The 12,611-nt window shown below is 66.4% G+C and carries 16 protein-coding genes; 5 read left to right on the top strand and 11 right to left on the bottom strand.

Features of this window, described 5'->3' with window-relative positions:
• Nucleotides 1-59 precede the first annotated feature (59 nt).
• Together AC07YZ_RS03920 and rlmD are read left to right on the top strand one after the other, a co-directional pair.
• Nucleotides 60-845, top strand: a complete 786-nt coding sequence (locus AC07YZ_RS03920; protein ID WP_494793762.1) for a 3'-5' exonuclease — start codon at nt 60-62, stop codon at nt 843-845.
• 37 nt (nt 846-882) lie between these two features.
• The gene (gene rlmD, locus AC07YZ_RS03915) at nt 883-2,349 is read left to right on the top strand and encodes a 23S rRNA (uracil(1939)-C(5))-methyltransferase RlmD (RefSeq protein ID WP_226492639.1); all 1,467 of its coding nucleotides are present in this window, start codon (nt 883-885) and stop codon (nt 2,347-2,349) included.
• A gap of 16 nt (nt 2,350-2,365) precedes the next feature.
• Here rlmD and AC07YZ_RS03910 read toward each other — a convergent pair whose 3' ends face one another.
• Entirely contained in the window at nt 2,366-2,722 is a 357-nt protein-coding gene (locus AC07YZ_RS03910; RefSeq protein ID WP_494793761.1) for a hypothetical protein, read from the bottom strand.
• Between the two features lie 142 nt (nt 2,723-2,864).
• Nucleotides 2,865-3,560, bottom strand: a complete 696-nt coding sequence (locus AC07YZ_RS03905) for a Bax inhibitor-1/YccA family protein (RefSeq protein WP_226492641.1) — start codon at nt 3,558-3,560, stop codon at nt 2,865-2,867.
• A 253-nt stretch (nt 3,561-3,813) separates the two neighbouring features.
• On the opposite strand from AC07YZ_RS03905, the gene AC07YZ_RS03900 reads away from it, so the two are divergent.
• Nucleotides 3,814-4,221, top strand: coding sequence for a GlcG/HbpS family heme-binding protein (locus AC07YZ_RS03900; protein ID WP_226492642.1), 408 nt, complete (start codon nt 3,814-3,816; stop codon nt 4,219-4,221).
• 256 nt (nt 4,222-4,477) lie between these two features.
• Here AC07YZ_RS03900 and hemP read toward each other — a convergent pair whose 3' ends face one another.
• The 9 genes from hemP to AC07YZ_RS03855 all read right to left on the bottom strand — a co-directional run bounded on the left by hemP (nt 4,478) and on the right by AC07YZ_RS03855 (nt 11,420).
• Nucleotides 4,478-4,678 carry a hemin uptake protein HemP gene (gene hemP / locus AC07YZ_RS03895; protein ID WP_226492643.1) on the bottom strand — a complete coding sequence of 67 codons (201 nt, stop codon included), beginning with the start codon at nt 4,676-4,678 and terminating at the stop codon, nt 4,478-4,480.
• 38 nt (nt 4,679-4,716) lie between these two features.
• Nucleotides 4,717-5,136 carry an ExbD/TolR family protein gene (locus AC07YZ_RS03890; RefSeq protein WP_226492644.1) on the bottom strand — a complete coding sequence of 140 codons (420 nt, stop codon included), beginning with the start codon at nt 5,134-5,136 and terminating at the stop codon, nt 4,717-4,719.
• 15 nt (nt 5,137-5,151) lie between these two features.
• Nucleotides 5,152-5,886: a MotA/TolQ/ExbB proton channel family protein gene (locus AC07YZ_RS03885; protein WP_494793760.1), complete on the bottom strand. Its 735-nt coding sequence runs from the start codon at nt 5,884-5,886 to the stop codon at nt 5,152-5,154.
• Between the two features lie 40 nt (nt 5,887-5,926).
• A complete protein-coding gene (locus AC07YZ_RS03880; RefSeq protein WP_494793759.1) occupies nt 5,927-6,580 on the bottom strand; it encodes an energy transducer TonB in 654 nt (217 codons plus the stop codon).
• A 140-nt stretch (nt 6,581-6,720) separates the two neighbouring features.
• Nucleotides 6,721-6,861: a hypothetical protein gene (locus AC07YZ_RS03875; RefSeq protein WP_226492647.1), complete on the bottom strand. Its 141-nt coding sequence runs from the start codon at nt 6,859-6,861 to the stop codon at nt 6,721-6,723.
• 122 nt (nt 6,862-6,983) lie between these two features.
• Nucleotides 6,984-9,206: a TonB-dependent receptor gene (locus AC07YZ_RS03870; RefSeq protein WP_494793758.1), complete on the bottom strand. Its 2,223-nt coding sequence runs from the start codon at nt 9,204-9,206 to the stop codon at nt 6,984-6,986.
• On the bottom strand, nt 9,203-9,559 hold the full coding sequence (locus AC07YZ_RS03865) for a DUF3325 domain-containing protein (protein WP_494793757.1): 357 nt from the start codon (nt 9,557-9,559) through the stop codon (nt 9,203-9,205). Before AC07YZ_RS03865 ends, AC07YZ_RS03870 begins: the two co-directional genes overlap by 4 nt.
• A complete protein-coding gene (locus AC07YZ_RS03860; RefSeq protein WP_494793756.1) occupies nt 9,556-11,160 on the bottom strand; it encodes a PepSY-associated TM helix domain-containing protein in 1,605 nt (534 codons plus the stop codon). The genes AC07YZ_RS03865 and AC07YZ_RS03860 overlap by 4 nt, the downstream gene beginning before the upstream one ends.
• A gap of 5 nt (nt 11,161-11,165) precedes the next feature.
• Nucleotides 11,166-11,420 (bottom strand): iron transporter, encoded by a 255-nt coding sequence (locus AC07YZ_RS03855; RefSeq protein WP_494793755.1) that lies wholly within the window; start codon nt 11,418-11,420, stop codon nt 11,166-11,168.
• Between the two features lie 181 nt (nt 11,421-11,601).
• On the opposite strand from AC07YZ_RS03855, the gene AC07YZ_RS03850 reads away from it, so the two are divergent.
• Together AC07YZ_RS03850 and ahpC are read left to right on the top strand one after the other, a co-directional pair.
• Entirely contained in the window at nt 11,602-11,826 is a 225-nt protein-coding gene (locus AC07YZ_RS03850; protein WP_494793754.1) for a hypothetical protein, read from the top strand.
• A 93-nt stretch (nt 11,827-11,919) separates the two neighbouring features.
• Nucleotides 11,920-12,483: an alkyl hydroperoxide reductase subunit C gene (gene ahpC, locus AC07YZ_RS03845; RefSeq protein ID WP_068166484.1), complete on the top strand. Its 564-nt coding sequence runs from the start codon at nt 11,920-11,922 to the stop codon at nt 12,481-12,483.
• The last annotated feature ends 128 nt before the right edge of the window (nt 12,484-12,611 follow it).

The raw sequence follows: 12,611 nt of genomic DNA, 5'->3' as shown, positions 1-12,611 counted from the left end.
TGTGCTGGATGTGATCTCGCGCTCCGGTGGCGCCTCGAAACGCTTAGGGGGACAACTCCATGGCTTGGCCTGTTCTGGTTTTCGACATCGAATCCATCCCGGACATCGCGGGCCTGCGTGCGCTGCGCGGCGAATCCGCCGAGGCCAGTGACGAGCAGGTTTACGCGGCCTGGCTGGCGGAGCGCAAGGAGAAAGGGCAGAGCGACTTCATGCCGCTGCACCTGCAGCGCGTGCTGGTGATCAGTGTGGTGTTTCGCAACGCCGAGGGGCTGCGCATCCATTCCTTCGTGGACCGCGATGGCCAGAGCGAAGGCAAGGTCGTGCAGACCTTCTTCAACACCATTGAAAAGCACCAGCCCCAGCTGGTGAGTTGGAACGGCGGCGGCTTTGACCTGCCGGTGCTGCACTACCGCGGTCTGCGCCACGGCGTGGAAGCCAGCAAGTACTGGGACATGGGTGAGGACGACCGCGAGTACAAGTGGAACAACTACATCGGTCGTTACCACATGCGCCACATGGACCTGATGGACCTGCTGGCGATGTACAGCCCGAAGAACAATGCGCCGCTCGATGCCATGGCCAAGCTCTGCGGTTTTCCCGGCAAGCTCGGCATGGATGGCTCGCAGGTGTACGCGCAATACCTCGCCGGGCAGACCGATGACATCCGCCGCTACTGCGAGACCGACGTGATGAACACCTACCTGGTGTATTGCCGTTTCCAGAAGATGCGTGGCGGCCTGACCGAGGCCGAGTACGAGCAGGAGATCACCCACGTCAAAGAGACCCTGGGCCAACTGGCGCCCACCGAGAGCCACTGGGACGAGTACCTCAAAGCCTGGGCTTGAAGCGGCATCCCGTCTCGCGTCCTGAGACAATTGGGGGATGACCGCACCTCTTGCCCACGAAAACAGCCTGCTCACCACCGCGCGCGACGACGCGCCCGCCGCCGCCGACGCCTCCTTGCCCGAGGGCTGGCTGGCGGTCGAATCCCTCGACATCGATGCCCAGGGCATCGCCCGCCGCCCGGACGGCAAAGTCGTCTTCATCGAAGGCGCCTTGCCCTTCGAGGTGGTCAGCACCAGCGTGCACCGCAAGAAGAACAACTGGGAGGCGGGCGTCGTCACCGCCATCCACCGCGAATCCTCGCAGCGCGTGCGCCCGGGTTGCCCGCATTTCGGGCTGCACGCCGGCGCCTGTGGCGGCTGCAAGATGCAGCACCTGCACGAGGGCGCTCAGGTGGCCATCAAGCAGCGCGTGCTGGAGGACAACCTCTGGCACCTGGGCAAGGTGAAGGCGCAGACGATGCTGCGCCCCATCGAAGGACCGGCCTGGGGCTACCGCTACCGCGCACGCCTGTCGGTGCGTTTCGTGCACAAGAAGGGCGAGGTGCTGATCGGCTTTCACGAGCGCAAGAGTCGCTACGTGGCCGACATGCAGGTCTGCCCGGTGTTGCCCCCCCACGTGAGCGCGATGATGATGCCGCTGCGCGAGCTGATCTTCGGCATGGACGCGCGCGAAACCTGTCCGCAGATCGAGCTGGCCTGTGGCGACGAGGTCACGGCGCTGGTGCTGCGCCACCTGGAGCCTCTGTCCGAAGACGATACGGCCCGGCTGCGCGCTTTTGGCGCGCAACACGGTGTGCAGTGGTGGTTGCAGGCCAAGGGGCCCGACACCGTGAAGCTGCTGGACGAGGGGGGGCCGCTGTTGTCGTATGCGCTGCCCGACTTCGGCATCACCATGCCGTTCAAGCCCACCGATTTCACCCAGGTCAACCCACACATCAACCGCGTGCTGGTGACGCGTGCACTGCGCCTGCTGGAGGCGCGGAAACCTGAGCGCGTGATCGACTGGTTCTGTGGCCTGGGCAATTTCACCCTGCCCATTGCCACCCAGGCGGGCGAGGTGCTGGGTATCGAAGGCAGCGAGACCCTGGTGGCGCGTTCACGCGAAAACCTGGCCGGCAACCAGGCCGGGCGAACCACCCCGCTGGCGCCTACCCGCTTCGTGGCGCGCAACCTGTTCGAGATGACGCCGGCCCAGCTGGTGGCCGACGGTGTGGCCGACAAGTGGCTGGTCGATCCGCCGCGCGAAGGCGCATTCGCGCTCGCCAAGGCGCTGGCCGACCTGCACCAGCAGCCCGAACTGCGGGGTGGCTGGACGCCCCCGCGGCGCATCGTCTATGTGAGTTGCAACCCGGCCACGCTGGCGCGCGACGCCGGGTTGATGGTGCACCAGGCCGGCTACCGTTGCCTGGCCGCGGGCGTGGTGAACATGTTCCCGCACACCGCGCACGTGGAGAGCATGGCGGTGTTCGAACTGGACTCTGCCGACACGACGCCCGCGGGTTGAAACGCCGAGCGGCGTTTCAGGAGTTGCGCGAGCGGGTGGACGCCTTGTTGGACGGGGCCTCGATCTCGTCGATCACTTCGGGCTCGGCGCGCGAGGGGCCGGGCGTGTTCGGCATGCCGACGACCGCGTTGTCGCGCATGTACTGGTCCATGTCCTTCCAGCCGGCAAACACCGCGGCCTTGCCGGCCTTCGGGTTGCTGGCAAAACACTCTTCGATGCCGCGCACCGCGTAGCGGCAGGCGCTGCCAATGGCCCGGGCTTCGGCTTCCTTGCGGGCGTTCACCTGGGTCGCGGTTTCGATGCCCAGCGCGTCGCAGCCGGCCAGCAGGCTGGCGGTGATCAGCAGGCCAAGGGTGAGGGCGATGTGTCGCATGGTGGTTCGGGTGGGGTTTGAAGGTTCTTTCGGCGTTTTCTCCGCGAACTTGATGCCCGCTCCCTGGCCCCACACCGTGCCGGGCATCGAACAGGCAAAGAAAAAGGACCCGAAGGTCCTTTTTCCGGGAAGCGCTGAAAGCTTAGTCGCGCTCGCCGCCAAAAATGCCCAGCAGGGCCAGCAGGCTCTGGAAGATGTTGAACAGGCTCAGGTACAGGCCCAGCGTGGCACTGATGTAGTTGGTTTCGCCGCCGTCCACGATGCGCTTGAGGTCGTACAGCAGGTACATGCTGAACACCACGATGGCCAGGGTGGCGATGGCGGCCATGCCGGCCGTGCTGCCCACGAAGACGTTGATGATGGCGCCCACCATGATGGCCAGTGCGCCGACAAACAGCCACTTGCCCATGCCGGAGAGGTCGCGCTTGATCACGGTCGAGAGGTTGGCCATGACCAGGAACACGCCGGCCGTGCCGCCGAACGCCGTCATGATCAGGCTGGAGCCGTTGCTGAAGCCCAGCACGGCGGCCAGCATGCGCGAGAGCATGAGGCCCATGAAGAAGGTGAAGGCCAGCAGCACCGGCACGCCGGCGGCCGAGTTCTTGGTCTTTTCGATCGCGAACATGAAGCCAAAGGCACCGCCCAGAAAGACGATCAGGCCCAGGCCGCCGGTCAGGCCAGCGGTGATGCCGGTCTGCACACCGATCCAGGCCCCCAGCACGGTGGGCAGCATGGACAGCGCGAGCAGCCAATAGGTGTTGCGCATCACCCGGTTGCGCAGTGCATCGGAGGAAACGGCGGTGCCGAAGCGGCCGCTGGTTTGCGTGTGGTCGGTCATGGTGGTGAGCTCCTTCATCATCTGACTCGGTGATCGGGTTGTCGGCCCTCTGCTTCCAAGGGGTCAACGGCGTGTGTTGCATTGTAGGCCGCAGGGGGTCATGGGCTGACGGCCGGGCGATCCCCCGCCGTCGATAGGGTCACTTGCCATGCCAAACCCCTGTGGGGAGGGCCATCCCCGTCACCGGGCGCCTGAGCGTTTAAGCTTGGCGCCTGCAACCCTTTCTCAGACACCTTAACCGGGGCAATAGTTCATGAAAAACAAAGCCGTGCTCGAACTCGCCGACGTCAAACTCATCGCGGCGGCGGCCGAGGCCGAAGCGCTGAAAAACAACTGGGCCGTCACATTCGCCGTCGTCGACGACGGCGGCCACCTGCTGTGGCTGCAGCGCCTGGACGGCGCGCCCGCCATCTCCTCGCACATCGCACCGGCCAAGGCGCACACGGCGGCGCTGGGGCGGCGTGAGAGCAAGGTCTACGAGGACGTGATCAACCAGGGCCGGGTGTCGTTCCTGAGCGCGCCGGTGGTGGCGGGCATGCTCGAAGGCGGTGTCCCGGTCATGAAAGACGGCCAGTGCATTGGCGCTGTGGGCGTGAGTGGCGTGAAGTCGGCCGAAGACGCGCAGATTGCCCGCGCGGGCATTGCCGCTCTCGGGTTGTGAACAAGTACCCCTGCCGCGCTGCGCGCGACCCCCTCAAGGGGGCGATGCGAGTGGCCCGGCAAAGCCGGTTCCACCGCATCCTGGGCTGAGTTGCTGCAGCATCAATTTGGTCACGCGGGGAAAAAATGCCTGGCTATCGGAAGCGGTGCTTCCCTGGCTGGCTAAAAACGACGCGCTGGGAAGGTGAAATCCCCGCGTCGCCCCACGATGAAAAAAGGGTCTTGGTCAGCGGTCGCGGCCATGCACCGCGCAGCATTTATTTGGTCAGTATGAGCTTGCCCTGGCGGGTGGTCTGCAGCCGGTAGAGCGCACCGTTGTGGCTGATGGCGACCGCTTTGTGGCCGCGCAGCACGTCCTGGCTGGCGAGCACGGGCTGAGTTCCTTCGGCCGGGATCGCGGCGAGGTCGGGCCCGGCCGAAGACTGCGGGCGGGTCTGGGGGCTGGGTGGACGGTGCATGGCGTTTTCCATTGGGTGGGTTGACTCGGCCGGTTGGCTCAAGGGGACGCCGTGGTCGGCTCGGTGATGAAACCGATCTTGCGCACGCCCGCGCGCTGCGCGGCGGCCATGGCCAGGGCCACGCGCTCATAGCGCACCGCCTTGTCGCCACGGATGTGCAGCTCGGGTTGTGGCTGCTGGGCTGCGGCAGCGCTCAGGCGCTGTTCGAAATCGGCGTCTTCCACGCGCGCGTCGTTCCAGTAGTAGAGGCCGTCGGCGTCCACCGACAGGCGGATGTTGTCGGGCTTGTCGAGCACCTTCTCGTTGCTGGCGCGCGGCAGGTCCACGTTCACCGCGTGTTTGATCACCGGTACGGTGATGATGAAGATGATGAGCAGGACCAGCATGACGTCGATGAACGGGATCATGTTGATCTCGCTGAGCATCTCGTCGCTGTCGTTCTGGGTTCCGATGGCCATGGTGATCTTTCGGGCTCAGGCCTTTTTCATCGGCAGCACCTTGGCGTCGCCACCGAGGCTGACGCGGGCGCCGGTGACGAAGTAGGCGTGCAGGTCGTGCGCGAAGCGGTTGAGCTGGTGGGCAATGCCCTTGTTGCCGCGCACCAGCGCGTTGTAGCCCAGCACGGCGGGAATGGCGACCAGCAGGCCCAGGGCGGTCATGATCAGCGCCTCGCCGATCGGGCCGGCCACCTGGTCGATGCTGACCTGGCCGGCCGCGCCGATGCCCAGCAGCGCGTGGTAGATGCCCCAGACGGTGCCGAACAGGCCGACGAAGGGCGCGGTGGAGGCCACCGAGGCCAGCACCGACAGGCCGCTCTGCGCGCGCGCCTGGTGGTCGTCCACGCTCTTGCGCAGGGAGCGTTCGACCCAGTCGCTCACGTCCAGGCTGTCGTGCAGTTGCGTCCCGGGGCGACCGTCCTTGTGCAGGATGTGGCGAGCCGCCTCACGGCCTTCGAGCGCCACGGCGCGAAACGGGTTGCCCTCGGTGGTGCCGAGCTTGTCCAGGCCCTCGGCGAAGTCCGCGCTGTGCCAGAAGCTTTCCACGCCTTTGGCCTGGGCGCGCTGGGCGCGCTGGTCCAGCGCTTTCCACAGAACGATGATCCAGGTGGCCAGCGACATGGTCAGCAGAACCAGGGCCACGGTCCGGGTGACGGCGTCGCCCTGGGTCCAGACGTGGGCGAGGCCGGAGGAGGTGAGAGAGGTGTCCATGAGCGGGAAGGTCCAGTGAAAGTCGGTGAGAGTGGGACGGTTATTCGAGGTCGAAGCGGATCGGGATGTTGGCCCACATGGCTTCAGGCACCCCCGCGCGTTTACCCGGCACGTACCGCCACTTGAGCGCGGTCTGAAGCGCGGTCTGGTCGAGCCGGGCGTAGCCGCTGGACTTGAATACCTCGGCCTTGCTCGCGGTGCCGTTGGGTTCGATGTAGGCCCTGATCCAGGTGATGCCTTCCTCTCGCAGGCGCTTGGAGAGCGATGGGTACGGCGGCAGTGGGTTGCTCAGGTAGGCCGCATCGGACGACGGCAGTTCAATCTTGGGGGGCGCGGGCGGTGCGGGTGGCGTTTCGACGTTGTTCATCGACGCCGTGAGCGGTTCGGCCGCGGGAGGTGGCTGGGTGGTGCCGGATGGCGCCTCGCTCGCGGGCGCCGGCTTCGGTTCGGCGATGGCCATGGGTTGAGGGGCCGGTTTGGGCACGGGGCGCTGCTTCTGCACCGGCTCGGGTCGGGGCTCGGGCGGTGGCGGGGTCGGTGTCACCTGCGGTTGCGGTGCTTCGATGAGCTCAGCCAGCACGTTCACCGGGATCACGAGTTCCACCGCGCGCCGGAGCAGGCCGGCCTGCAGGGCCCACAGGCCCAGCACATGAAAGCCGATCACGGCCATCACGATGAACAGGCGACGGTTCATTCGGGGAGCGCGGTTCGGGGCCGACAAGGGCCCAGAAGAAGGGAGCGCAGAGGCTGCGCTGGCGAAACTCATAGTGTAGGCGTGAGGGGTGGCCGGATGGATGGCGGTGGAGGCGTGTCGGTTGGCTGTGGCGGGCTGTGTCACTTCTGGCGCAGAACCCACCACGCCGCGCCCAGGATCAGCAGCAGACTGCCGCCCAGGATGGAGATGCTGATGCCCATGATCGTCCTTTCCAGAGGGTTGGGTGCGATGCACAAATTATAAATGCGAATCTGTCGCATTTACTATTTTCGGGCGTTTTTTTGAATCAGCCGGCGATGGGGTTGCTGCGTGCAGCGTTTTTGTTATATGCAGGATCGGCGACGCGCTGCGCGCCGCCGATCACAGGCCTCCCTGCGGTGCTTCAGAAACTGCGCCGCCACGACACCGTGTAGGTCCGGCCACGGCCCGCGAAGTAGTCGCTGTCGGTACCGGACGGCCGGGCCTGCGCGTAGTAGCCGATGTACTGGCGGTCGAACAGGTTTTGCACGCCCATGCTCCAGTCGCCCACGCTGGTTTTCCAGCTGAACAGGGCATCGGCCACGGTATAGCCGTTGAAGTGCTCTTCGAGGTTGGCGGTGCCGACGGTGCGGCCGGCATTGACGTGACGCGAGGCGTAGTGGCTGGCCTGCAGGCGTGCGGACATGCCCGGTGCGAAGGCCCAGCGCGTGGCCAGCACGATCTTGTCCGGGCCCTGGTAGCGCGAGCTGAGCACCACGTCCAGTGGTTGACCCTCCGCAGTGGCGGTCATGCCGCGGATGCGCGCGTAGTTGGCCGTGACCGTCCAGTCGGGCGCCGGGCGCAGCTCCCCGCCGAACTCGAAGCCGCGCACGCGCACCGGCACGCGCACCACCGAGCCGATGCCGGTGGTGGCGTTGATGCGAACCTGACCGCTCAGGTCGGAACTCGATTCGTAGATCGAGGTCGTGAAGCTGCCCAGCTTGTGCTGCCAGGTCAGGCCGACTTCCTTGTTTTCGGTGAGGATGGGCTCCAGCGCGGCCAGGTCTTCCACCGAGCGGTCGTCCACGTTGACCGCGCGCAGCACCAGGCCGACGTCGGGCAGGCCGAAGCCCTCGTTGTACGAGGCGAAGCTCGACCAACCGGGCGCGAAGCGCCAGACCAGGCCGAGGTTCTTGACCTGCTGGTCGAACGAGCGCTTGCCGCCCCGCACTTCGCGGCTGCCGTAGGCCGCCAGCGTGTTGTAGGTGTCGACCTCGAGTTCCGCGTGCTCGTGGCGCAGCCCGCCGCGCAGGGTGAAGTCGCCGAACTCGTACTCGAGCTGGGCAAAGGGCGCCAGGCTCTGGAACTGCAGTGGCGGCACCCAGTCGCGGTCGGTCAGCGCAAGGCGCTGTTTGGAGGTGTCGGCCAGCCAGTCCAGGCCCCCGGTGAACTCCAGGCCCGTCAGCCCAAGATCGGGTCTGACCCAGGAAGCGCGCAGGCCCTTCTTGTCGGCGACGATGTCGCTCTGGTCGACCAGCGTCCCGTCGGGCGCGATGCTGGCGTCCTGAAAATTCGCGAAGTTGCCGGCGCCATACAGAGAACGGAAGTCCTGCTTGTACAGCTGCACGCTGGCCATGCCGCCGGCCAGGTCGGCGTGGGTCCATTCGAAGGACGAGGTGCGCACGTCGTTGCGCGGCGGTTCGCCCAGCACGCTGCCGCCTTTCTGCGCCGAGGTGGTCAGGCCCGTTGCCCGATCGCCGTCCACGCGTGTCCAGTCGCCGTCGCCGGCCACGCTGAAGTGGTTGTACGAGGCCTGCAGGCGTTGGGACGGGGTGACGCGCCAGCCGAGTTTGACAAAAGCGTCGTGACCGCTGCTGTCTTGCAGATCGCCCTGGGTGGTCTCCAGACCCAGGCGTCGGCCGTCGCCGTCGACGCCCACCCCGCTTTGCAGGCCGCCGACATAGACCAGGGCATCGAAGGCATCTTTTTTGTGTTCGAGCAGGTAGCTGGTCTTGAGGGTGGCGTCGTCAGAGTGGCCCTGGGTGCTGAACTTGGCGTCGACCGTGTGCGTCGTGCCTTCCTTGCGCGGGGTGCGGGAGATGTAGTTGATGATGCCGCCGGTGGCGCCCAGACCCTGCACCGCCGAGGGGCCGCTGACCACTTCGATGCGCTCGATCAGCAGAGGGTCGGCGAAATAGCCTTCTCGCGCGCCCGCGCGCAAGGGGTTGCTCTGCGGAATGCCGTCAAAGAGGATGAGCGCCGCCCGTCCGCGCATCGATTCGCCCGCGCTGCTGAGCTTCTGCGTGGATGGGGCGTAGCCCGGGATCTGTGCGGCGAGCACCGCGCTGAGGTCTTCGGCCACGCCGAGCTGTTCATCCAGCTCCTTGCGCGTGATCACGCTCACCGCGCCCGGAATCTTGTCCACGGCCTTGCTGCCGCGCGTGGCCGTGATCACCACGACCGGCATCTGGCCGACGCCAGCGTCGTCGGTGCCGGGGTTTGGTGTGGCGCTGGCCGGTGGTGTTTCCGACACCGTGTTGGTGGTGACCTGGGCCCAGCCCGGCACGCAGCACCAGGCCGCGGCGAGCGCCACGGCGCAGCGCCGGGCCTTGACGCCATTCTTCTTGTGGACGGTCTTGACGTTCATTCAAATATTCCTAAGGGTTGGAGTGAAAGAAAGAGAGCGGGACAGGCCAGCAGCGTGCCGAGCAAGGCAGCCGTTGCCGCCAGCGGGGCGCAGGCGCGCGGCGCCCAGGCGAAGAGGGCGGGCACCAGCAGGCCCGCCACGCCCAGCGCGGTGACGCCGTGCAACAGGCCCAGGGCCCAGCCTTCGGTGAATACCGGGAAGAGCAGCGCTGCCGCCAGGCCGAGGGCCCCGCCGTGGCACCAGCGGCGTCGCACCTGGGCTGTGCCCTCGTGGCCAAACGCCTGTTCGTGGTGGCGCGCCATGGCCAGGGCGAGCGCACACCAGGCGGCAAACGACCACAGCAGGCTGCTCACGCGGCGGCTTTCGAAAAACCGTGTGCGTCGCGGTGGGCCCGCTCGCTTCGGAGCTGCCGCTGGGCAATGAGCGCGGCGCCTACCGCGACCAGCAGCAGACCCGTGTTCACGCCCAGCGCGGCCGGGTGGCTGCCTGGCCAAGGCTCCCATGCGCGGCCGCTGTTGAGCAGCAGGTTGGCCGCGATGGTGGTCACCGCGGTCACGGCCAGGGCCATGCACTGCTGGGCCACGTGCCGCGTGTCGTGGCGCATCAACACCGCGTGCAGCAGACTGGCGCTCCAAAGGCCGAAAAACCAGCGCATCGAGGCCTGCAGCGGTGAGGCGTCAAGGGTCCACCACGCATGTGGCAGGCAGTTGAGCAGCATCACACCGACACTCGCCAGCAGCAGACCGCACACGGCGGCGAGCGTCAGCGCCTGCATCCAGCGCACGCCGGACTGGCCGGGTCGGGCGTGCCGCTGTGCGCGTTTTTGCACCCAGACGATACTGCCCGTGGCGAGCATCACGCAGCCGCTCAGACCCAGGGCGAAATACAGCCAGCGCAGTGTCCCATGATGGAACTGGATCAGATGCATGCCGACGATGAAGCGCTGCACGCGCGACACGGTGGGCAGCGCCTCGGCATGCAGCAGCGCGCCGCTGGCCGCGTCGAAGTACAGCGTGCCATGTTCCAGGCCGACACGCGCCCCGCTGGCGCGGCGCATCTCGACCACGGCCTTGGCATCGTGGGGTTGGCGCACGATGACGAGTCCGACCTCGCCGGGCTGGCCGGACGCGGCCCAGTGCGCCCGTGCCTGCACGGCCATCTTGTCGAGCGAGGCCCTGTGCGACAGCGCTGCCTTGGCGGGCGCCCGGCTGTAGCGGGACAGAGCCTCCTTGGTGTAGGCGCCGCGCTCGGGGCCATAGACCCAGGCGATGGCGGGTTGCAGGTAGACGGCCGCGAAGATGATCAGGCCCGACAACGGGATCAGGAAGAGAAAGGGCAATGCGAACACCGCCGTCACGTTGTGCAGGTCCAGCGCGCTGCGCTGCAGGGTCTTTCGCGGTCGGAAGGTGAAGAAGTCCTTGAAGATGCGCCGGTGCGTCGCCACGCCCGAGACGATGCCCGCCAGCATGGCCATCGCCGCCAGCCCGACCAGCCATTCGCCCAGGTCCAGCCATGTCAGGTGCAGGCTGTGGTGAAACGGGTAGAAGAGTTGCGTGCCCAGGGGCGCGCCTTGCTCTGGCAAGAGCGTGGCACTGAACGGGTTGAGGTCGCGATAACCCCGCTCGATGTGCTCGCCCGACCAGCCCAGCCGCAGCGCGGGCACACGGTCGCCGGGCGGGTAGATCAACCACAGCGTTGCCTGCTCCGGCGCCAGCCGGCTCAAGTGGGGCAAGGCCTGGTCGAGCGACGGCACTTCGCCCGCGGCCGGGGCGGGCAGGCGCGTATGGGGCTGCGCCCAACGGTCGATCTCGCGGTCGAACACCGATAGCGTGCCCGTCAGGAAGATGGCGAACAGGAAGCCGCCGAATAGAACCCCGCACCAGGTGTGCAGAGCGCCCATGCGTTGGCGAAAGCCCGGCGCGCCCGGCTGCGCCTGCTGTGCGGCTTGTCTCATGCCGCTCAACGCCAGTGTTCGGCCAGCGCCGCCAGCACAGCGGTGCCGAAGCACAACTCGGCCCAGGCGCGACGGGCGCTGTGCGTGGCGAAGGCGCGCAGTGCTGCGAGCAGGTAGATCACGAAGGCGGGCAGGGTCGCGGTCATTGTTGCTTCTGCGCGGGTCCAGCCGGCGGCGTGTTGCAGCCCCAGGCCGAGCGCCGCCGTGAACGCCAGCGTCAGCCCGTAGGCGCCGAAGCAGGCCGCCAGTGCGCGTGACATCGCCGATAACCGGCGCTGTTTCGCTGTGCGCAGGGGGGCGGTTTGTCGTACCCCGGTTGTGGGTGAGGAGGTGTCGGGGGCGATGGACTGCGCGGGCATGGTGGCGAAAGGGGAGTGGAGACCAGAAACCACCGTGCAGCCCATGGGACGCAGTGGTTACGGCATACATATAGTAACACGAATGATTCGCAAACACATTCCTAAATTTGTGGAAAATGAATGCCTGTGCCTGTGCCTGTGCCTGTGCCTGTGGCTGTGGCTGTGGCTGTGGTGGATTGGGCATGCCTGCCATCCAACAGCCTGTGCGGCGGTGTTGCCGGGGGCGATCACCTTCCTTGCGCGGAACAGAATCCTTTGGATGCTGCGCAGCAGCAAAAGCTATGCAACCAATAAACACTATCAATGATGATTGTCGATAGCGTATTGCTATAATTCGTCCATGGCAACAGCCGTTGCGTCCTTTTCACCGTTTCCCCTCAACCTCAACCAAGGAAAAACCATGTCCCTGATCAACACGCAAGTTCAGCCCTTCAAAGCCCAGGCCTTCCACAACGGCAAGTTCATTGAAGTCTCCGACGAAAGCCTCAAGGGCAAGTGGTCCGTGCTGATCTTCATGCCGGCCGCCTTCACCTTCAACTGCCCGACCGAAGTGGAAGACGCCGCCGACAACTACGCCGAGTTCCAGAAGGCCGGTGCCGAGGTCTACATCGTCACCACCGACACGCACTTCTCGCACAAGGTCTGGCACGAAACCAGCCCCGCCGTGGGCAAGGCCAAGTTCCCCCTGGTGGGCGACCCCACCCACGCCCTGACCAACGCCTTCGGCGTGCACATCCCCGAAGAAGGCCTGGCCCTGCGCGGCACCTTCGTGATCAACCCCGACGGCGTGATCAAGACGATGGAAGTGCATTCCAACGAAATCGCCCGCGACGTCAAGGAAACCCTGCGCAAGCTGAAGGCTGCCCAGTACACCGCCGCCAACCCCGGCCAGGTGTGCCCGGCCAAGTGGAACGAAGGCGCCAAGACGATCGCTCCTTCGCTGGAACTCGTCGGAAAAATCTAAGCCCCCCTGCGCCGCGCCTTGCGGCGCGTCTTCCCCCCAGGGGGACAACGCGAGCGGCCTGGCAAAGCCAGTTCCGCCGCGTTCTGGGCGAAGGCACTTCGCTCCACCATTGTTTCTGGCAGTACCGC

It is taken from the genome of Hydrogenophaga sp. GW101-3F08 (assembly GCF_059424585.1).
The sequence above is the reverse complement of the archived record's forward strand: the minus strand, read 5'-3'. Positions and strand labels throughout refer to the sequence as shown.